At 44.4% G+C, this 21705-nt stretch carries 19 protein-coding genes, 2 rRNA genes and 1 other annotated feature (1 of these 22 running past the window's edge); of the genes, 6 read left to right on the top strand and 15 right to left on the bottom strand.

Features of this window, described 5'->3' with window-relative positions; all coding sequences use genetic code 11:
- Together IGK63_RS16045 and IGK63_RS16050 are read right to left on the bottom strand one after the other, a co-directional pair.
- Positions 1-591 (bottom strand): 23S ribosomal RNA (locus tag IGK63_RS16045); it reaches 2324 nt to the left of the window's first position.
- Positions 592-819: 228 nt separating this feature from the next.
- Positions 820-2379 (bottom strand): 16S ribosomal RNA (locus IGK63_RS16050).
- The 16S and 23S rRNA genes sit together here, the layout of an rRNA operon.
- A gap of 714 nt (positions 2380-3093) precedes the next feature.
- Here IGK63_RS16050 and IGK63_RS16055 point away from each other — a divergent pair.
- From IGK63_RS16055 to IGK63_RS16070, 4 genes are all read left to right on the top strand, one after another.
- Complete coding sequence (locus tag IGK63_RS16055) at positions 3094-3783, top strand: response regulator transcription factor (protein ID WP_008376963.1); 690 nt, start codon at positions 3094-3096, stop codon at positions 3781-3783.
- Positions 3773-4981, top strand: a complete 1209-nt coding sequence (locus IGK63_RS16060; protein ID WP_005232945.1) for a sensor histidine kinase — start codon at positions 3773-3775, stop codon at positions 4979-4981. Before IGK63_RS16055 ends, IGK63_RS16060 begins: the two co-directional genes overlap by 11 nt.
- Before the next feature lie 35 nt (positions 4982-5016).
- Positions 5017-5214, top strand: a binding site (T-box leader).
- Between the two features lie 57 nt (positions 5215-5271).
- On the top strand, positions 5272-6549 hold the full coding sequence (serS, locus tag IGK63_RS16065; protein WP_034872099.1) for a serine--tRNA ligase: 1278 nt from the start codon (positions 5272-5274) through the stop codon (positions 6547-6549).
- A gap of 288 nt (positions 6550-6837) precedes the next feature.
- Positions 6838-8358 carry a polysaccharide deacetylase family protein gene (locus IGK63_RS16070; RefSeq protein WP_034872098.1) on the top strand — a complete coding sequence of 507 codons (1521 nt, stop codon included), beginning with the start codon at positions 6838-6840 and terminating at the stop codon, positions 8356-8358.
- Positions 8359-8427: 69 nt separating this feature from the next.
- Here IGK63_RS16070 and IGK63_RS16075 read toward each other — a convergent pair whose 3' ends face one another.
- Complete coding sequence (locus IGK63_RS16075; protein ID WP_005232942.1) at positions 8428-9054, bottom strand: TetR/AcrR family transcriptional regulator; 627 nt, start codon at positions 9052-9054, stop codon at positions 8428-8430.
- An 85-nt stretch (positions 9055-9139) separates the two neighbouring features.
- Here IGK63_RS16075 and IGK63_RS16080 point away from each other — a divergent pair, with 85 nt between their 5' ends.
- Together IGK63_RS16080 and IGK63_RS16085 are read left to right on the top strand one after the other, a co-directional pair.
- Positions 9140-9841 (top strand): ABC transporter ATP-binding protein, encoded by a 702-nt coding sequence (locus IGK63_RS16080; RefSeq protein ID WP_008376960.1) that lies wholly within the window; start codon positions 9140-9142, stop codon positions 9839-9841.
- Positions 9842-9850: 9 nt separating this feature from the next.
- Entirely contained in the window at positions 9851-12556 is a 2706-nt protein-coding gene (locus IGK63_RS16085; RefSeq protein ID WP_016611684.1) for an FtsX-like permease family protein, read from the top strand.
- Between the two features lie 157 nt (positions 12557-12713).
- Here the strand turns inward: IGK63_RS16085 and guaB are convergent, their stop codons facing one another.
- The 12 genes from guaB to IGK63_RS16145 all read right to left on the bottom strand — a co-directional run bounded on the left by guaB (position 12714) and on the right by IGK63_RS16145 (position 21637).
- Positions 12714-14198 (bottom strand): IMP dehydrogenase, encoded by a 1485-nt coding sequence (gene guaB / locus IGK63_RS16090; protein ID WP_005226250.1) that lies wholly within the window; start codon positions 14196-14198, stop codon positions 12714-12716.
- Positions 14199-14399: 201 nt separating this feature from the next.
- On the bottom strand, positions 14400-15092 hold the full coding sequence (locus tag IGK63_RS16095) for a DUF1129 domain-containing protein (RefSeq protein ID WP_005226251.1): 693 nt from the start codon (positions 15090-15092) through the stop codon (positions 14400-14402).
- 71 nt (positions 15093-15163) lie between these two features.
- A complete protein-coding gene (gene ychF, locus IGK63_RS16100; RefSeq protein ID WP_005226252.1) occupies positions 15164-16264 on the bottom strand; it encodes a redox-regulated ATPase YchF in 1101 nt (366 codons plus the stop codon).
- 8 nt (positions 16265-16272) lie between these two features.
- A complete protein-coding gene (locus IGK63_RS16105) occupies positions 16273-16461 on the bottom strand; it encodes a DUF951 domain-containing protein (protein ID WP_005226253.1) in 189 nt (62 codons plus the stop codon).
- A gap of 10 nt (positions 16462-16471) precedes the next feature.
- Positions 16472-17362 (bottom strand): ParB/RepB/Spo0J family partition protein, encoded by an 891-nt coding sequence (locus tag IGK63_RS16110; protein ID WP_005226254.1) that lies wholly within the window; start codon positions 17360-17362, stop codon positions 16472-16474.
- Positions 17352-18116, bottom strand: a complete 765-nt coding sequence (locus tag IGK63_RS16115; RefSeq protein WP_005226255.1) for a ParA family protein — start codon at positions 18114-18116, stop codon at positions 17352-17354. Before IGK63_RS16115 ends, IGK63_RS16110 begins: the two co-directional genes overlap by 11 nt.
- 11 nt (positions 18117-18127) lie before the next feature.
- Positions 18128-18844 carry a 16S rRNA (guanine(527)-N(7))-methyltransferase RsmG gene (gene rsmG / locus IGK63_RS16120; RefSeq protein ID WP_016611681.1) on the bottom strand — a complete coding sequence of 239 codons (717 nt, stop codon included), beginning with the start codon at positions 18842-18844 and terminating at the stop codon, positions 18128-18130.
- A 142-nt stretch (positions 18845-18986) separates the two neighbouring features.
- Complete coding sequence (locus tag IGK63_RS16125; protein WP_005232938.1) at positions 18987-19130, bottom strand: hypothetical protein; 144 nt, start codon at positions 19128-19130, stop codon at positions 18987-18989.
- Positions 19131-19141: 11 nt separating this feature from the next.
- Positions 19142-19912 carry an Asp23/Gls24 family envelope stress response protein gene (locus IGK63_RS16130; RefSeq protein WP_101699580.1) on the bottom strand — a complete coding sequence of 257 codons (771 nt, stop codon included), beginning with the start codon at positions 19910-19912 and terminating at the stop codon, positions 19142-19144.
- A gap of 24 nt (positions 19913-19936) precedes the next feature.
- Positions 19937-20128, bottom strand: a complete 192-nt coding sequence (locus IGK63_RS16135; protein ID WP_005226258.1) for a DUF2273 domain-containing protein — start codon at positions 20126-20128, stop codon at positions 19937-19939.
- Between the two features lie 7 nt (positions 20129-20135).
- Positions 20136-20705 (bottom strand): alkaline shock response membrane anchor protein AmaP, encoded by a 570-nt coding sequence (gene amaP / locus IGK63_RS16140; RefSeq protein WP_005232936.1) that lies wholly within the window; start codon positions 20703-20705, stop codon positions 20136-20138.
- A gap of 38 nt (positions 20706-20743) precedes the next feature.
- Positions 20744-21637, bottom strand: coding sequence for an SDR family oxidoreductase (locus IGK63_RS16145; RefSeq protein ID WP_034872097.1), 894 nt, complete (start codon positions 21635-21637; stop codon positions 20744-20746).
- Positions 21638-21705 lie beyond the last annotated feature (68 nt).

Raw genomic sequence — 21705 nt, forward strand, 5'->3', positions numbered from 1 at the left:
CACCCATTAACGGGCTCTAACTTGTTGTAGGCACACGGTTTCAGGATCTATTTCACTCCCCTTCCGGGGTGCTTTTCACCTTTCCCTCACGGTACTGGTTCACTATCGGTCACTAGGGAGTATTTAGCCTTGGGAGATGGTCCTCCCGGATTCCGACGGAATTCCTCGTGTTCCGCCGTACTCAGGATCCTCCTAGGTGTTATTCAAATTTCGCCTACGGGGTTTTTACCCTCTTTGACATACTTTTCCAAGTATTTCGACTATCTGAATAGACTACCATATCGGAGTCCTACAACCCCAACAAGCAAGCTTGTTGGTTTGGGCTTTTCCCGTTTCGCTCGCCGCTACTCAGGGAATCGAATTTTCTTTCTCTTCCTGCAGGTACTTAGATGTTTCAGTTCTCTGCGTCTACCTCGACTGCGCTATGTATTCACGCAGACGTAACATCCTATAAAAGATGCTGGGTTTCCCCATTCGGAAATCTCTGGATCATAGCTTACTTACAGCTCCCCAAAGCATATCGGTGTTAGTCCCGTCCTTCATCGGCTCCTAGTGCCAAGGCATCCACCGTGCGCCCTTATTCACTTAACCTTTGACCTTACGGTCGGTTTTGAGTACTTCTTCTAGCGATAGAAGGTTGCTCAAGAAAATAAGCGTTGAACTTATTAAAAAACTCTTTTAACATTTCAACTCGGTGTGTGTTACTTGTTTTGATTTTTTCTTCGATATCCAGTTTTCAATGAACAAATTTGTTTGAGAGTAGACCTCTCAAAACTGAACAAAGGCAAACGATGTGTAGTCTTCCGAAATATTCCTTAGAAAGGAGGTGATCCAGCCGCACCTTCCGATACGGCTACCTTGTTACGACTTCACCCCAATCATCTATCCCACCTTAGGCGGCTGGCTCCAAAAAGGTTACCTCACCGACTTCGGGTGTTACAAACTCTCGTGGTGTGACGGGCGGTGTGTACAAGGCCCGGGAACGTATTCACCGCGGCGTGCTGATCCGCGATTACTAGCGATTCCGGCTTCATGTAGGCGAGTTGCAGCCTACAATCCGAACTGAGAGAAGCTTTAAGAGATTAGCTTAGCCTCGCGACTTCGCAACTCGTTGTACTTCCCATTGTAGCACGTGTGTAGCCCAGGTCATAAGGGGCATGATGATTTGACGTCATCCCCACCTTCCTCCGGTTTGTCACCGGCAGTCTCGCTAGAGTGCCCAACTAAATGATGGCAACTAACAATAAGGGTTGCGCTCGTTGCGGGACTTAACCCAACATCTCACGACACGAGCTGACGACAACCATGCACCACCTGTCACTTTGCCCCCGAAGGGGAAGCTCTATCTCTAGAGTGGTCAAAGGATGTCAAGACCTGGTAAGGTTCTTCGCGTTGCTTCGAATTAAACCACATGCTCCACCGCTTGTGCGGGCCCCCGTCAATTCCTTTGAGTTTCAACCTTGCGGTCGTACTCCCCAGGCGGAGTGCTTAATGCGTTTGCTGCAGCACTGAAGGGCGGAAACCCTCCAACACTTAGCACTCATCGTTTACGGCGTGGACTACCAGGGTATCTAATCCTGTTCGCTCCCCACGCTTTCGAGCCTCAGCGTCAGTTACAGACCAGAGAGCCGCCTTCGCCACTGGTGTTCCTCCATATATCTACGCATTTCACCGCTACACATGGAATTCCACTCTCCTCTTCTGCACTCAAGTCTCCCAGTTTCCAATGACCCTCCCCGGTTGAGCCGGGGGCTTTCACATCAGACTTAAGAAACCGCCTGCGCTCGCTTTACGCCCAATAAATCCGGACAACGCTTGCCACCTACGTATTACCGCGGCTGCTGGCACGTAGTTAGCCGTGGCTTTCTGGTTAGATACCGTCAAGGGATGAACGTTTTACTCTCATCCTTGTTCTTCTCTAACAACAGAGTTTTACGATCCGAAAACCTTCTTCACTCACGCGGCGTTGCTCGGTCAGACTTTCGTCCATTGCCGAAGATTCCCTACTGCTGCCTCCCGTAGGAGTCTGGGCCGTGTCTCAGTCCCAGTGTGGCCGATCACCCTCTCAGGTCGGCTATGCATCGTTGCCTTGGTGAGCCGTTACCTCACCAACTAGCTAATGCACCGCGGGTCCATCCATCAGTGACGCAAAAGCGCCTTTCAACTTTCTTCCATGCGGAAAATAGTGTTATACGGTATTAGCACCTGTTTCCAAGTGTTATCCCCTTCTGATGGGCAGGTTACCCACGTGTTACTCACCCGTTCGCCACTCTTTTTCTTTCGGTGGAGCAAGCTCCGGTGAAAGAAAAAGCGTTCGACTTGCATGTATTAGGCACGCCGCCAGCGTTCGTCCTGAGCCAGGATCAAACTCTCATAATGATTTGTTTGAATGACCATACGGTCATTAAGCTCATAAAAATTAACTTTGCTAGCTATTGCTTGCATGTATTTGTTTCAATAAATTGAAACGTCCTACACATTGGTTCGTTTGCTTGCTTTGTTCAGTTTTCAAAGGTCTACAGTGCTGTGTTAGCAACTTTTATATCATATCAGAGCGACGTTTGATTGTCAACTCTTTTTTAAAAGTTTTTTTCGCTCGTTGTTTTTCAACTTCGCAGCGGCTGTCTCAGCGACTTCATTAGAATAACAAATGATTTGTTATTTGTCAACAACTTTTTTTAATTAATTTTGTTGATGTATCAACATCGATTAACTATTTTAAAATTGCGACTTCGTTATAATATCATCTGTCGAGCTGTGCGTCAACCACTTTTTTAAATTCTTTTTACGAATTCGTTTAGTCATTTGGCACATGTAATAATATACCAAGACTTGCGCTATTCGTCAACCATAAAATGATTGATAGACCAACGTTTCTAGTTACTCCGTTTCCAAAGATGATTCGTGATTTTTAGTCCGTGATTTCCGCCTTTTTTAAGGAATTTTTCCGTTATTATTTGCCTATCGTTCGTCTTTTTCCTTTTTGTGTTTTCTTAATTCCTATCATTCTTATAAATTTAAGTATGATTTTATCTATTTTGTGGAATATTTGCTAAAATGGAGAAAAGAATATTGTTCCTAGGAGGACCCAGTATGAAAATACTTGTAGCAGATGATGACAAAGAGATCGTAGAACTATTAAGCATTTATTTACACAATGAAGGTTATGAATCGGTCAAAGCATATGATGGAAAAGAAGCACTGACCAAGATCCGCACCACTTCTGATATCGAACTATTGATCTTAGATATCATGATGCCAGAAATGGATGGCATGCAAGTCGTGAAAGAATTGAGAAAAGAATCCCAAATCCCTATTATTATGCTGACCGCTAAAACAACCGATATGGATAAGATTCGTGGATTGGTCGCCGGTGCGGATGATTATGTCACAAAACCTTTCAACCCATTAGAAGTTATGGCCCGGGTAAAATCGCTATTGAGAAGAACCAAGATGCAGGCTGCTTCAAATCAACCAGAGATTCTAGAAGTAAGCTCCCTTATTATCAATCGCGATTCCCATGAAGTAAAAACCGTCGATGGCAACGAAATTCAATTGACTGCATTAGAATTCGGTATCCTCTACTTGCTGGCATCGCATCCGAACCGTGTCTTTAGCGCCGATGAGATTTTTGAACGAGTTTGGAAACAAGAAAGTGTCGTTTCTGCCAAAACAGTTATGGTCCATGTCAGTCACTTACGAGATAAGATTGAAGAAGCCACGGATGGTGAAAAAGTCATCCAAACAGTATGGGGGGTCGGCTACAAAATAGATGCGAAGTAAACCAACTGAAAAAAAGCGCAACACACCCATCGAAAAAAAGAAACGGATCACGCTGACCTCAAAGGAAATCAGTGAGTTATTTGCCGAAGGAATTGTAACGATTGTTCTTTTACTTCTATTAAATATCGCTATTTTGGTCATCTTGACCTCAATCGTTGAAAATTCACCAGATTTAGTTGATGCCATCTACGCATCGAAGAATGCTTTCACATCTGCCTTTAATACAGATATCTTCCGCAGTGGGCGCAACTTCATTCTACCGATGTTCTTCCTATTAGATGTGATCGTCTTATATTGGCGTTTGATTCGTCGCTACCATCAAATGCAGCTACGTCACATTATCAGCGAGCTTCATTTTATTGCGGAAGGCAATTACGATCATCGCATCCCCTTCGAGTTACGGGGCGATTTAAGTCGGATCGTTTCTAATATCAATGGCTTAGTCGACAGTACGGTGGCGGCGATTGAAGATGAACGGCGGATCGAGCAATCCAAAGATGAGCTGATTACCAATGTCAGTCATGACATTCGAACACCGTTGACTTCGATCATCGGCTATTTAGGTCTAATTGAAGATCGACAATACCATTCAGAAGAAGAATTGCTGAAATATACCCATACGGCGTATGTCAAAGCCAAGCAAATGAAATCCCTTGTCGATGATTTGTTTGAATACACAAAAGTGCGCCAGCCTAGCGTCCCAATCAATGTGATGGAATTTGACATGGCCCAGCTAGTGGAACAATTGGCGGCGGACTTTGAATTAGAAGCTAGTCGGAAAGGCATCAAGATTGAAACATACACCCGTCCGGAACACATCGAGATGGATGGCGATACCGAAAAACTGGTACGGGTCTTCAATAACTTGCTTTCGAATGCCTTGAAATACGGCAAAGGCGCCGATAAGATCCGCATGGAAGTCGAGAAAGTCGGGACCGAAGCGATCTTAACAGTCAAAAACAATGGGCAAATGATCCCTAAGCAAGCCCTTGATTCTCTATTCGACCGTTTCTACCGAGTGGAAGAATCCCGCTCTCAAGAAACAGGAGGAACTGGCTTAGGTCTAGCGATCGCTCAAAGCATCGTCGCCTTACATGGCGGCTATATCTATGCCAAGTCAACGCCGGAATGGACGTCCTTTATTATCCATCTCCCGTTGAAACGCAACAACTTATCCAACACACAAACCTATGGTTGACGACCCAACATTTTTTGGGTATGCTAGAGAAAATAATCAAGGCACAGAACCTAGTATATTTTTTTCATCTGTATAGAGAGCTGATGGTTGGTGAAAATCAGTGTTGGAAAAAATAGAATCCAGTTCTTTAACGTGTATTTTTCGAAAGAAAAATCGTTGGCTCACGATACGAGCAGCAAGGGCAGCGCAAGCTGAACTTGGGTGGCACCGCGAATGGTCATTTCGTCCCAAGCAATACGGGATCGGAATGGCCTTTTTTCTATGGAAAAATCAAAGGAGGATGTATCACTATGTTAGATGTAAAAATGATTCGCCAAAATTTTGCTGAAGTACAAAGCAAACTCGCAACACGAGGTGTCCAAAAAGAAGTGTTGGACCGCTTTTTAACACTTGATGAGCGTCGCCGAGAACTCTTAGTCCAAACGGAAGAGCGCAAGAAATTGCGTAATGCGGTTTCTGGTGAGATCGCCGCCTTGAAACGGGCGAAAGAAGATGCGGCAGATAAAATTGCCCAAATGAAAGAAGTCGGCAGCCAAATCAAGCAATTGGATGAAGAGATCGCTCAAATTGATGAAGACATCAAAGAGATCGCCACGACGTTGCCGAACTTGCCGAATGATTCTGTTCCGGTGGGCAAAGATGAAGACGACAATGTAGAAGTCCGCCGCTGGGCAGACCCAAAAACCTTTGCCTTTGAACCAAAACCCCATTGGGAGATCGCAGAAGACTTGGGGATCCTCGACTTTGAGCGGGGTGCCAAAGTTTCTGGTAGCCGTTTTGTTTACTACAAAGGCTTAGGTGCTCGTTTGGAACGTGCCTTATACAACTTCATGTTGGATCAGCATGTTTATGAGCATGGGTATACGGAGATGATCACCCCGTATATCGTCAACAGCCAAGCAATGTTCGGTACTGGGCAATTTCCGAAGTTCAAAGAAGATGTTTTCCAATTGGCAGACACTGATTTGACTTTGATCCCGACTGCGGAAGTACCTTTGACCAACTACTATCAAGGGGAGATCTTAGAACAAGAACAGCTCCCTGCCTACTTCACTGCCTTGAGCCCATCATTTCGTTCAGAAGCCGGCAGCGCTGGCCGTGACACTCGCGGTTTGATTCGCTTGCACCAATTCAATAAAGTCGAAATGGTGAAATTCAGTGATGCAGAACATTCTTATGAAGAATTAGAGAAAATGACGGCTAATGCCGAAGATATTTTGCAAAAACTCAATTTGCCTTACCGTGTGCTTAGCTTGTGTACAGGAGATATGGGCTTTTCTGCAGCGAAGACCTATGATTTAGAAGTATGGATCCCTGCCCAAGAGATGTATCGTGAGATCAGCTCTTGCTCAAACTGTGAAGACTTCCAAGCACGTCGTGCCATGATCCGTTACCGTGATCAAGAGGGCAAGATTCACTACATGCATACACTAAACGGCTCTGGTTTGGCTGTCGGTCGGACGGTAGCCGCAGTGCTTGAAAATTATCAAAACGAAGACGGCAGTGTAACGGTACCAGAAGTTCTGGTTCCTTATATGGGCGGACTGACAAAAATTGAAAAAGCCTAAGCCTTAGTAACCTCAGTAGCACCCCCCTAGAGAACAGTCACACCGCGTGAGCTGTTGCCTAGGGGTTTTCTTGTTTACGTAGCCTAGAGTGGTTTCCATCCCCCTAACCACTTTGATCACTTCTTGCAAGAGAAACAACGCAACAAGGCTGTAATTTTTAAGCGAATAATTAGAAAAATCCCTTTGTCTTTTTAATCCTCTATCAGAAACCGGGCATGATCGTTGAAAGTGCCTGTGACTTATGGTAACGTGGGCATAATTTAGGATGGAATGAAGGGAGCTTCACCAATGCCCGAACGAAAGACCTATGCCCGTCGGAGTGACTTGCACAAGAAACCAAACAATAATCAAAAACGAACAGCATCAGCTGAAGAAAGACCGAAAGGACCACCCTCGAGAAAGAAGCCGTATCGGAAAGCAATTTTTTCCTTATTTGCCTTATTATTGATCGTTTTGATCGCAACGGCTGGCTCGGTTCTTTACACCTTGCACCAACAAGAAGTTGCGGCCAAAGCAAAATATGAGGCAGCTGCAGAGAAATTACTGGCATCAATCCAAGCAGAACAAAGCCAAAATGGGTTAAAAACAACGCCTGAAGTGCTCTCAGAAGGAGCAAACAAAGAACTGATCTACCGCCCGCAAGACCTCGATGCGTTTCCCATCAAAGATATCAAAGACCGGTTGACAAAAGCCGCTGAGTCATTGCGCAAAAAACAAACGGAAAAAGAAGTCGTCACCGTTGCCCGTATCCAAGCACAAACGGTAGCTGCAAAAGTCTCTACCTATTCATTAAAAGCCGACAGCTATGTATGGAATCGAGAAACCGGTCGTTTTGAAGATGCTGATCGTTTAACAGATGCACCGATCTTCGTATCAGAGAAGACGCAAACCGAATTGTCTTTGAAAGAACTTGTTCCTGATGAAGGCAGCTTATTAGGTATTCAACAAGTCATTCAGCAGAAACTGCTGGATCAAGCCAAGGAACCCGCCAAAATCATCGATGCCGTCTTGGCCATGGAGCGGATCACCTTCGATTCGAAATTTACTTATGATCCGGAAAAGCTGACCATCGAATTGCCAAAAAATCAGACGGAAGCGACAGAAATTACCCTGTCTTACAGCGAGATCGCCCCATTCATTGATCCTGATCTCGTGGCTGCTGACCAACTCAACAATGCCTTGCCAAGTCTTGACCCCAATAAAAAATACGTGGCATTGACCTTTGATGATGGACCCAACAGTACCTCCACTATGGATCTTTTGAACATCTTACAAGAAAATGACGTCAAAGCGACCTTCTTTATGCTGGGACAAATGGTTGAGCAATATCCACAAGCTGCCAAAAAAGTCCAAGAAGCCGGGCACGAGATCGCCAGTCATTCTTACTCTCATCCGCAGCTGAATACTCTTTCAGCGGAAGATTTGCAGGCAGAAGTTACGAAAACCAATAAAGCCATTTACCATGCGACGGGTTTACTACCTAGGAATTTACGGCCCCCTTATGGCGCTATCGACAAACAAAGCGCAGAAACCATCGGCATGCCGATCATTCAATGGGACATCGATTCTCAAGACTGGAAATTGAAGGATCCGAAGAAAATCAATGCCTTGGTTCAACAAAATGTCTTTAATGGTGCCATGATCTTGATCCATGATATCCACCCGAAATCTGTGAAAGCCGTACCGGGAGTCATTAAAACACTCAAAAACGAAGGCTACGAATTCGTGACCGTCGATCAATTATTAGAAGCACGGCAAAAACCGTTGCATCAATACTTTGGGATGAACGATGAACGCCTCGTTGATTAAGAGAAAAAGGAACGCAGCAAATTGTCTCTTGCTGCGTTCCTTTTTGGTTATTGGATCATTCCCTCTTTTTTAGCCCTTCTTTTCTTCATACACATTAGTCACAAAAATTTGAATCAATAGATCAGCGACAGCTTTTGGCGGCATCGTTGAAAAATCTTTGAGCCAGCGTTCGATCAAACCGATAGACCCGCAGACAAAAAAGCTAAGGCACAGTTCCAATTCTTCCTCGGAAGCATCTTGAAAGTATTGGGCAAATCGTTTCAAGGTCTCCGGTTTGATTTCTGACAACAAAAGATTCAGCAAATGGCTGTTGTTCAACAAAATCAAATGGGTGGTACTAGGATTCTCATACAAAATCGTCAATAGTTTTTCCAGCCAAAGATCCAATGACAAATTTTCCTGCTGCAAGTTCGATGCGATCTGCTCAACGAGCTCCCCTTCGATCTCCTCCAACAAAGCGGCTGTGTCCTTATAATATTTATAAAATGTTCCCCGATTGATATCTGCTCGTTCCGCAATCTCTTTGATCGTGATTTTGCGATACTCTTTTTCCAACAATAACTCCTGAAAGGCGCGCCGGATCACTTTTTTCGAGTAGATCGTTCGACGGTTCCCGACAGTCCCTACCATATCGTTTCCCCTTTTCTCTGTACATTTAATCAATATTTGTCTATTTAATGACAAATAAGCAAGCATTGAGGATTGCTCTTACTTTTCTTTCTTAGTATACTAACACCATGTGATTAAATCAACACGTGTTTAAAAAATGGAGGCTTTATTAATGAGTTATGTTGAAGTAAAGAATGAATATAAACGCTATCAGATGGGCGAAACCACTATCACTGCCAACAATGATCTTTCCTTTGCCATTGAAGAAGGCGAATTAGTGGTGATTCTTGGACCTAGTGGTGCCGGAAAATCGACCGTTTTGAATATCTTAGGCGGGATGGACTCGCCAGATGAAGGAGAAATCATTATCGACAATGTCGATATCGCGAAGTTTAACGACAAACAATTAACAGAATACCGCCGCACAGACGTTGGGTTTGTCTTCCAGTTTTATAATTTGGTCCCAAATCTGACAGCAAAAGAAAACATTGAATTGGCTACTGAAGTCTCACCGAATGCACTCGATCCTGATGAAGTCTTGGCCCAAGTCGGGTTAGAAAACCGCAAAAACAACTTTCCTTCTCAGCTTTCTGGTGGGGAACAGCAGCGGGTATCGATCGCTCGGGCGTTAGCCAAAAACCCGAAACTGCTGCTATGCGATGAACCGACTGGTGCTTTGGACTTTGAAACAGGAAAACAAGTGTTGAAGCTTTTGCAAAACGCTAGCCGGAAAAATGGCAATACGGTGTTGATCATCACCCATAATAGCGCCATTGCCCCGATCGCCGATCGGGTGATCCATATCAACGATGCCACTGTCCGTTCCATTGAAGAGAATCCTCATCCCATCTCGATCGATGAAATCGTTTGGTAGGAGGATCTGATGAAAAATAAGACCTATCTTAAAGCAAGTTTGCGAGAGATTCGCCAATCAAAAGGCCGCTTTATCGCAATCACCTTGATCATTTTTTTAGGAACGTTTCTCTTTGTCGGTGTCAAATCGACCGGCCCGATCCTGAACCATTCCGCGAGTGAATATGTCAACGGCCAGCAATTAGCAGATCTGCAAGTCACTTCAACACTGGGATTGACGAAGGACGACATTGATGCCGCGGAAAAAAGCGGTGCTCACACAGAAGCCGCCTATCAATTTTATTACGCTGCCAATTCAGATGAAGTCGTGCAAGTGACCTCCTATGACCCCTCACAGGAACTCAACCAGTTACTGGTGAAGGACGGCCGACTGCCAGAAAAAGCCGATGAAATCGTGCTGGACACCGAAGCAAAAAATTATGGCTGGCAAATAGGTGATACTTTTACGATCGATGATGCCGATAATCTGTCGGACAAAGAGTATACGATCGTTGGGTTTGCCACTTCTCCCATTTATATCAGTGCTGCCGAACGGGGCTATGCAAATGTCGGCAGCGGTGTCGTGACGTACTTTGCTTATGTACCGGAAGAACAGTTCACGATGGAGGTCAAATCGATCCTCTATCTCGCCTTTGATGATGTCGCCGGGCTTGAAACATACTCCGATACGTACACCGACAAGATGGCAGCCCATCAAGAAACGATTGAGGAACTGTTTGCGGACCGTCCTAAGGAACGCTTAGCAGAAATTCAACAAGACGCTTTTGATGAATTAGCCCCTGCAGAAAAAGAAGTCCGCGATGGACAAAAACAGTTAGCTGATGGACAAGCCCAACTGGATCAGGCCAAAGCGGAACTAGAACAACAGCAAGCCGCCTTGGCACAGCTGCCGCCCGTACAACAAGCAGCCCTCGAAGGCCAATTGGCGGCTGGAGAAGCAGAATTGACACAGCAGCAAGACCAATTAGATGAACAGCAACAAGAACTAACCGATGCCCAACAAACACTGGCAGAAAAACGGGCAGAGATCGAAGACTTGGCAGAGCCGACGTATCTTTACAACCAGCGCAAAGACAATCCCGGTTTCCAAGAATATGGTGGGCTGTCTGATCGTATCGCAGCGATCGCCAATGTGTTTCCTGTCTTCTTCTTCTTTATCGCTGCGTTGATCACCTTTACGACACTGACGCGGATGGTAGAAGAAAACCGCAAAGAGATCGGTACCTTAAAAGCGATGGGCTATGGCAAAGTCGAGATCTCCCTTAAATATTTGATTTATGCCCTCCTTTCTTCGGCCATTGGCATTATTAGTGGTGCCGTATTAGGAACCGAACTGTTGCCGCGTTTGATCTATTTCCTATCCAGCGAACGGTATCTTTTAGACGGGATTCGCGTCTATTATGTCTGGTCGCCAATTATTTTGGCCGCAATCGCCTTTTTACTGGCGACGCTTGGTGCCTGTCTGTTTGTTCTGATCAAAGAATTGCGGGAAAAACCTGCCCAGCTGCTGCAAGTTCGCGCACCAAAGCCCGGGAAACGGATTTTATTAGAAGCAATTACCCCCTTATGGTCCCGTTTGAGCTTCAATCAAAAAGTCAGCTTCCGTAACATCTTCCGCTACAAATCGCGAATGATCATGGCAATCATTGGCATCGCCGGTTGTACGGGACTGATGGTGGCAGGCGTTGGGTTGAAAGATTCTCTAAGTGCCGTGACTGCAAAACAATTTGGGCCCATTACGGATTATCAAGCCGTCGTGACCTTAAATGATGCGAAGGAAGAAACCGTTGCTGCCGCTGAAACGGTTTTAACAGACGAGCCTCTTGTGACCCATTCGATGCTAGTCTACAATGAAACGATCGAGATTCGACCGGCTAACCAAGGAAAACAAAGTCTGACCTTGATGGTTCCGGCAGATCAAGATGCTTTTGCAGACTATGTCCATTTGAAAACGACGGCAGGACAGAAGCTGTCATTAACAGAGGGTGCCGTGCTGACTATGAAGTACGCAGAATTATATGATTTGCACGTTGGCGATACATTGACCTTCTATACCAGCGATCAAGAAGCCTATGAAGTACCTATTAGTGGCATCGCAGAAAATTATTTAGGCAATTCTCTTTATCTGTCGCCGACCGTTTATGAAGAAATCACCAATAGTACCTTTGAACCAAATGCGTTCTTAGTCAAAAGCAAGACGATGACGAAAAAACAAGAGGAAGCTTTATCAACAGCCTTGTTAGATACCGACAAAGTCAAAAACACGACGTTCCTTTCCACTCAGATTAAAATGCAGGATGATTCGATGGGTAACTTGAACGCCATTGTCTTGATCTTAGTTGTATTATCAGGGGCATTAGCCTTTGTCGTCTTGTATAACTTGACCAACATCAATGTTTCCGAGCGGATTCGCGAGCTTTCTACTATCAAAGTATTAGGGTTTTACAATAAGGAAGTGACTATGTACATCGTACGAGAAAATATCGTCTTTACGTTATTTGGGATTCTCGCCGGTTACGTGGTAGGTTACTTCTTGACTGACTTTATTTTGATCCAAGCTTCGATGGAGAACATGGTCTTTCCATTAGTGATCAATTGGCCGGCTTATGCTTTAGCCGGCGGCATGACGATTCTCTTTACGATCATCGTGATGTACGTCACCCATGTGAAACTGACTCATGTCAACATGATCGATGCATTGAAATCAAACGAATAAACTGCTGCTAAAGCGATTTGCTGATCATCCAGCAGCGATTTTAGAGAAAAGGGTGCCGATCTCAGCCATTTTGGCAAGATCGGCACCCTTTTTTAGAACCAACGCCCCCTCTGTCCACTTTTGAACAGAGGGGGCGTTGGTTTTCACGTGAAACATTTTATGATTTTACGGAGTAGTTTGGTGCTTCTTTCGTGATTTGAACATCGTGGGGATGTGATTCTTTTAGTCCGTTGCCGCTCATTTGGATGAATTGTGCTTCATCACGTAATTGCTGTAGATTGCCGGCACCGACATAACCCATCCCTGATTTCAACCCGCCAATCATTTGGAAGATGATATCAGAAACGCTGCCTTTATAAGCGACACGTCCTTCAATGCCTTCTGGAACCAATTTGTTGGCTTCATTTACGCCCCCTTGGAAGTAACGGTCGCTGGAGCCTTTTTCCATTGCCCCCAATGAACCCATTCCGCGGTACGTTTTGAAGCGACGGCCTTGATAGATTTCAAATTCACCTGGTGATTCGTCAGTTCCTGCCAACATGCTACCGAGCATTACAGCATGTCCGCCAGCTGCTAAAGCTTTGACGATATCGCCAGAGTACTTGATCCCACCATCGGCAATGATTGCTTTGCCATATTGACGTGCCACAGAGGCTGCATCATAGATCGCTGTCAATTGAGGAACTCCGACACCGGCTACCACCCGAGTAGTACAGATCGATCCTGGACCGATCCCGACTTTTACGACATCGACACCAGCATCATACAATGCTTTCGTGCCTTCTGCAGTGGCAACATTTCCAGCAATCAATGTCGCTTCTGGGAAATGCGCGCGAATTTCAGAGATTTTGCGTAAAACACCCGCACTGTGTCCATGGGCAGTATCAATGACGATCGCGTCCACGCCTGCATCCAATAATGCTTGTGCACGTTCAAAGGTATCGCTGGTAACGCCGACTGCTGCTGCCACTAATAGGCGTCCATGCGTGTCTTTGGCTGCATTCGGGAATTCGATCACTTTTTCAATATCTTTGATGGTGATCAACCCGCTTAAGATCCCTGCTTCATCAACGATCGGTAATTTTTCGATCTTGTGTTGTTGTAAGATTTTTTCCGCGTCTTTCAACGAAGTACCGACAGGTGCTGTGATCAATTGGTCTTTGGTCATCACATCATTGATCGGCATCGTATAATCCGTGACAAAACGCATGTCGCGGTTCGTGATGATACCGACTAATTTGCGGTTCTCCATCGTTTCTACGATCGGTACCCCACTGATGCGGTACTTGCTCATCAAATGTTCTGCATCAGCAACTAAGTGGCTTGGTGTTAAGAAAAACGGATCGATGATCACGCCGCTTTCAGAACGTTTTACTTTGCGCACTTCATCTGCTTGCGCGGCGATACTCATGTTTTTGTGAATCACGCCAAGTCCGCCTTGACGCGCCATTGAGATCGCCATTTTACTATCAGTTACGGTATCCATACTGGCACTTATGATTGGAATATTTAGTGTAATATTCGGGGCAAGCTGCACTTTCATATCCACGTCATTTGGCAAGACGTGACTTTCTGCCGGAATCAATAAGACATCATCAAACGTTAACCCTTTTTTTACAAATTTGGTTTCCCAGTTGGACATTTTTGTAACCACTCCTTAAAGTTTTTAGGTATTTTAAAAAAAATAGCAAAGATTTTTTCATAAGTCAACCATTCGGAAAGCTTTCTTAATAATCCTCTTCAAACCTTTGGTCAAATCTCATAATTCGCCATTTTTTCTAAAAAAACACGCTGATCGTGCGGTCTTTTTAACAAAAGAAGGCGCACGATCAACGTGTAGCCATCAGCCTCTAGGAACAGACAGACTGCTGATGATATTGTATTTGCGTTTCAAGTAGTACTTCGCTGCTAATGCCACTGCCCCGATCAAGGCTTCGATCACAGGGTCCACTTGTGGATTCAATGGTGGTTGGATCATCGCAGAAAGCGAGATCACAACGATCCATAGCATGAAGGCTGCGACTAAAATCAAAATGATCTTCCACATCTTCGGCCGTTTGCTCTTATCAGCACCCGGGCGTTCATATTGATACATGTATTTGTACATCAAGTAGAAGACCCAACCAGCAAGCATCGCCATCAAGAAGAGGGTCAATAAGCCATAAGGTTGTGCTTGTCCTCTAGTAAAGATTCCCATAACCCCTAGCATCAACCCAAAAATCCCTAAAATCAGCAAGGTGTTATCCAACCACATCAAGAAGGGGCCGGATTCTTTTTGCTCAACGGGTTTGTTGATGATGGCTTCGGTACGTTCAGACACTGTACCAAATAATTGGCGGGCCGTTTTGCCGCCTTTTTGTTCTTTGACTAAGACCGGCAGCATCTCATGCAAGGCAATCGTTTTTTCTTCTTCAGAAAGGTTGGCTGCCTCTAGCGATTTTTTTAAATCAAATATATATTGTTGGTTTCGTTTTGTTAATTGTTGTTCTAATTCACGATTTTCGGAAACATAATTTCGCAGAGTTTCTGGTTCCATGAATTGATTCTCCCTTCTGCGTTTTCTTCACAATGGACATTTTACCACAAATTCACTGGGAAGAAAGCCCTTTATACGTTAAAACGGAACAACATCACGTCGCCATCTTGCACGACATAATCTTTTCCTTCCAAACGTACCCGACCGGCTTCTTTGGCCGCTTGCATCGTGCCGTATTGGTTCAGATCTTCAAAGGAAACAGTTTCCGCACGAATAAAGCCGCGCTCAAAGTCCGTATGGATGATCCCCGCTGCTTGCGGTGCTTTGATGCCTTTACGGAACGTCCACGCACGCACTTCTTGTTCACCAGCGGTAAAGTACGTTGCTAGACCCAGCAAATCATAGGCGGCACGAATCAATTGATCCAACCCTGATTCTTCAATTCCTAATGCTTCTAAAAACTCTGCTTTGTCTTCTTCTTCCAGCTCAGCGATCTCTTCTTCAGCACGAGCACTGATGACGATCACTTCCGCATTTTCGCTTGCTGCAAATTCTTTCACTTTGTTGACATAGTCATTGGTTTCATAGTCTGCCACGTCTTCTTCTGCTACGTTGGCAACGTATAAGACTGGTTTGGTCGTTAGTAAAAACAAACTTTTGACGATGCGCTGTTCTTCATCTGTAAATTCGATCGAACGAGCAGAGATCCCTTCTTCTAAGACCGGTTTGATCTTATCAAGAACGGCCAGTTCCGCAACTGCATCTTTGTCTTTGGTTTTGGCAATTTTTGCGACCCGAGTATAGCGCTTGTTGACGGATTCTAAATCCGCTAAAACCAACTCCAAATTGATGGTGTCGATATCAGCTAATGGGTCCACGCGGCCTTCCACGTGGGTGATGTTGTCATCGTCGAAACAACGAACGACATGACAGATCGCATCCACTTGGCGGATATGGCTCAAAAATTGGTTCCCTAATCCTTCCCCTTTGCTGGCACCGCGGACGATTCCGGCAATATCCGTAAATTCAAAGGTGGTTGGGACCGTCTTTTTCGGACGGACTAATTCTGTTAAACGCTGTAAGCGCCAATCTGGCACTTCCACCATTCCTACATTCGGATCGATCGTCGCAAACGGGTAGTTTGCGGCTTCTGCTCCTGCTTTGGTTATTGCATTAAATAAAGTAGATTTGCCCACATTTGGCAATCCAACGATTCCGGCAGTTAACGCCATGCTTCACTTCACTCTTTCTCTTTTTTTTCTAGGATTTTCTTCATCTTTTTATCAAATTCTCGGCGCGTCATCATGACGATGTGGCCGCAATTCGTACACTTTATTTTGATGTCTGCCCCCATGCGGATGATTTCCCAACGATTGGCTTTGCAGGCATGCGGTTTTTTCATTTCGACAATATCCCCAAGATCATACATCTTTATCACCTCAAGCTTCATCAAATTGAATGTTCAATAAATCTAAAATACGGGTTAAATCTTTTTGTGACAGGTATTCGATCTCGATTTTTCCTTTGCCTTCTTTTTCGCGGATCTCGACATTCGTGCCGAATTTATCCATCAACCGTTCTTCGCTTTCTCGTAAATAGTACGGTTTTTCCCGAATCAGACGCGGCACTTTTTTCTTTTCGTTTTTCGTGTCGTTCATCTCAGCGACCATTTGTTCTAATTGGCGGACTGTCAGATTTTCTTTGACACAACGATTGGCTAATTTTAAGATCTGTTCTTTGTTTTTCAAGCCTAATAATGTCCGGGCTTGCCCCATAGACAAACGGTCATCTTGAACCATTTCTTTGACGAGTTTCGGCAAGGACAGTAACCGCAAATAATTGGCGATATACGGGCGGCTTTTCCCTAAACGTTCAGCGACTTGTGCTTGGGTCAATTTCAAGTTCTTCATCAGCATGTCATAGGCTTCTGCTTCTTCTAAAGGATTTAAATCTTCCCGCTGCAAGTTTTCTAAAACGGCGACTTGCATCATCGCTTCTTCATCAAAATTGCGGATGATGGCTGGGATCGTTTCCTTGCCAGCTAATTTGGATGCTCGAAACCGGCGTTCACCAGCAATGATCTCATAGCCTTTGACGGATGATTGCCGCACGATGATCGGTTGAAAGACCCCCGAATGTTGGATCGAATTGGCTAGTTCTTGTAATGAAAGCTCATCAAAGGTTTTTCGCGGTTGATAAGGGTTGGGTCTTAATTCGTTTAAAGGCAGTTCAACGACTTTTTCTGTCTTGATATCGACTTCTTCTAACCCTTGCAGGTCTTGAAACAACGCATCGATCCCACGCCCTAATCCTTTCCCTTTATTCTTCACGGGCTAACACTTCCTTTGCTAACGTCTGATAGACTTCGGCTCCTTTTGAGCGTGGATCATAATCAATGATCGACAATCCATGACTAGGTGCTTCAGACAACCGGATATTCCGCGGAATAATGGTTTCGTATACTTTTTCTTGGAAATAGCGGCGGACTTCTTCCACGACTTCCGCGCCTAAGTTCGTACGGGCATCATACATCGTCAGTAAGACCCCTTCGATCTCTAACTCAGGGTTAAAATGTTTTTGTACTAAACGCACGGTATTCAATAGTTGGCTCAGCCCTTCCAATGCATAGTACTCACATTGGACTGGGATCAAAATCGAATCACTGGCGGTAAAGGCATTGATCGTCAAATGACCTAAAGATGGCGGGCAATCGATAAAGATATAATCGTATTGTTCTTTGATTTCATTCAAAGCCGATTTCAATCGAGATTCCCGTGCCATCATGGAGGTCAATTCAATTTCCGCACCAGCTAATTGGATCGTCGCTGGAACGATATCCAAGTTTTCTCGGCTGCTAGGTAAAATCGCTTCAACGATCGGTGTTTCATTGACTAATACATCATAGATGTCTTGTTCCACATCTGGTTTGCGAATGCCGACACCGCTTGTGGCGTTGCCTTGGGCATCAATATCTACGAGTAACACTTTTTTGCCGACAAATGCTAAGGACGCACCTAGGTTCACCGTTGTGGTGGTTTTGCCTACGCCGCCTTTTTGGTTTGCAACAGAAATAATACGGGCCATTGATTTTCCTCCTATTTAATTGGTTGTTTCGCTGGCATTCCCGGTTTGCGGGGGTATTTCTTTGGCGTTTCTTTTTTCTTTTGAATGATCAAAAGATGGCGTTCATCGCCGCTGACCGGTAAGGTAAAGCTTTTTTCTTCAATAAATTTGCCGCCTAAGAGTGAGATCGCTGGTTTGGCTTCAACCAGTTCTTCCTCGCTTTTGGCAGCTTTGAGCGCATAAAAATAGCCTGCTTTTTTCACCAATGGCACACAGAGTTCCGTTAACACATTCAAACGGGCAACCGCTCGAGCGGTCACATAATCGAATTGCCCACGAAATTGCGGGTTTTGACCAAATGTTTCTGCACGGTCATGGTACAAGTGGACATTTTCCAATTGTAGATCCGTCACAAGAGTTTGTAAAAAGGTGATGCGCTTATTTAAAGAGTCGACGATCGTCACTTCTAATTCAGGAAACACGATTTTTAGTGGAATACTTGGAAAGCCAGCACCTGAACCGACATCGCACAAATGACTTTTCGGGTCAAAGGCGGTTTCAAAAGCTAAGGAAACAGAATCGTAGAAATGCTTTAAATACACTTCTGATTTTTCCGTGATTGCGGTTAGATTCATCTTCTGATTCCATTCGACTAAACGCTCGAAATAGACAGCGAATTTTTCCATTTGTTCTTCGGTTAAAACGATCCCGTTTTTGCGTAATTCTTCATGAAATTCTTCAGGTAGCATAACGAATCCTTTCTATTTTGTGAAACAGAAAAATGTTTCACAGACTAGTTCCTACTTTAACGCAAAAAGCAGTGTGATGCAATAGCCAGAGATTGCTTTCTAGGAGAATTTACCATTTTTTAACTGGGGCTTTAAGGTTGGTTTAAGGCATAGAAATTATACTCATTTCAATCCAAAAAACTTTTTTCATTTTTCCTTGACCAGCAAGGCTGCCAACCCTGCTGGTCAGCTTTTTTCTCAAAGAAACAAGCATTGATCTCAGGATCAATGCTTGTTTTTGTTTCATATGAAACTTTTTTATTTCACGCGAGGTTCGTTGTATTCTTCGATACGATCAGACGCGCGGGAAGCCGCATGTTTGGCTTTGTTGGTTTGACGTGAAGCAAAGTCGCCGGTTTTAGATGCAGCTGACGATACTTTGTCTTGAACCGTTTCTTGTTCCTCTTCGTATTCAGCGATCGTTTTTACATCTACAACGTTGATGTTGACTTCGATCACTTCTAATTGGGTCATTGTCGTTACTTCTTTTTGAATGACTTCTTTGACTTGTTCAGCGATTTCTGGGATGTTGCGGTCGTATTCAACCACGATATCTAAATCAACGGCTACTTGTTTTTTCCCAACTTCAGTATTGATACCGGCAGTCACATTATCTGTATTAACTAATTTTTCAGCAATATTAGAGAAGAAACCACCATCGACCGTCAACAGGCCATCTACATTTTCTAATGCAATTCCGATAATTTTTTGGATCACTTTGTCATCATAGGTCAATGAACCATGAACGGGTGCATCCCCGGTTGGTCCTTCAAAATCGTTGTGGCCAGGTTTTGGCGGTGCTGGATGATGTCCGGCTGGATCTGGATTTCCTGGTGCTGGATGATCCCCTGGTTTTGGTCCATTTTGTTGTCCTGCTACTGCTTTTTCAGCATTTGGTACCACTGGATCAGGTGATTCAGTCATTGGAATCGCATTTTCATTGGCTTGATGATTGGTGTTGGGAACCACTGGATCTGGATGTGCACTGACATTTTTTTCATTGTTTAATTCGTTTTTATCGTTATTCATTAAAAATTCCTCCTATAAAATACGTTATTGTTGGTTAAAAAATTCGTCGATGATACCGGTACGTTGGAGATACAATCCTAGCGCAAAACCCAAACCTGTTAGGAGTAGAATCAGCAATGTTTTGAAAAAACCGATCGTTACAAACAACACAGCCAGAACAAGGCCGATTGCTCCAAAAATCAATGGGATTTTGTATTGTTGTAGTTCGTTCATCATAGCCCTCCTATTCTACTCGCGGGTTTTCCGGAGTCTCATTTTGTTCAAAATTCGCGTAATTGACTTCGACTTTGACTTTTTCACTTGAGCCAAGCACTCGTTGGACATCTTGTTGGATTTCCGCCATTAAGTTTTCGGTTTTGCCAACTAAGGCAGACGTCCGTTTCAAGCGGCCTTTGATTTTGATTAAAATTCGATTTTTGGTCGCCTTGACATGAACTTTTGGTCCTTCAACAAATTCTTTTTCATTTACTTTCGTACGTACAAGTCCTTCGATCGCTTTCTTATCGATCGTCAATGCGCCCTTATCCTCTTTCAAAACAAAGGTTGTTTTGGTTTTTGGATAAAACAGCACGACTAAGATCACGATCAAGAATACGGCGATTAAAACAACGGCTACCCAAAACATATATTGACGCATAAACAAGTTGTCAAAGAAATACGTGACGACATTGCCTCTGCTGTCCAAACCAAATGGCAGCTGCATGTAAGGATTACTCATTAAAACGATTGGTAATAAGACAGTGATAAAGATCAACGAAACGATGATTGATACGATTTTCCACCCTTTACTCATAGGACACCTCCTCCTTTTTCTCCGATTTTTTGATAAGCTTACAAGTTAATGGCTTCTCCGCCGGTAACACCATAAATCTGTGCTGTCACATAGCTAGCTTTATTGGAAGCTAAAAAGACATAGACGGGTGCCAGCTCAGCTGGTTGTCCTGCCCGCTCCAGTAATGCTTGCTGACCAAATTCAGGCAGCTTGTCTTGCGGTTGGCCATGATCTAACTGTAATGGTGTCCAGATTGGTCCTGGGGCTACCCCATTGACCCGAATCCCTTTTTCAGCAAATTGTTTCGCCAAGCTGACTGTAAAACTGGCGATCGCCGATTTGGTTGCCGCATAATCCATTAAATGGGCGCTTGGACTAAAGGCTTGGACAGAAGTCGTTGTCACGATCGCTCCCCCAGCCGGTAAGTGTGGCTCAGCTGCTTTCACTAATGCAAACATTGAGATAATGTTTACCATAAAGGTGTCTTTCACTTGTTCAATCGGTAATTCTGCAATCGATGGCCGCGTGATTTGCTGTGCTGCGTTCAATACTAATGTATCTAACCCACCTAATGCTGCTACCGCTTTGTCAACGATCTCTTGTGGTGCCGCTTCGTCTCGCAGGTCATGGGGTAGCAAAATCACTTTGCGTCCGGCTTCTTTGATGTACCCTGCAACTTCTTCGGCATCTTCTTCTTCTCCTGGGAAAAAGTGCAGGGCAATGTCTGCTCCTTCACGAGCGAAGGCAATCGCTGCTGCTCGTCCGATCCCAGAATCCCCACCGGTAATCAGTACCCGCCGGTTTTCTAACTGCTGACTTCCCTCATAAGAGTCTTCACCACAATCAGGTTTTGGTCGCATTTCTTCTTGTAAAGCAGGCGTATCTTGTTCCTGTTTGCTGTATTTACCCGTGTGATAAAGTTCCCGTGGATCAGTCAAAATAGGTTCACTCATTCTTACGTCCTCCTTTTCTCTATAATAAAATTCTAAACCATTCATTTTTTTTTGGGAAATATAACGCT

The organism is Enterococcus sp. AZ040 (assembly GCF_050499185.1).
Lineage (GTDB): Bacteria > Bacillota > Bacilli > Lactobacillales > Enterococcaceae > Enterococcus_D > Enterococcus_D entomosocium.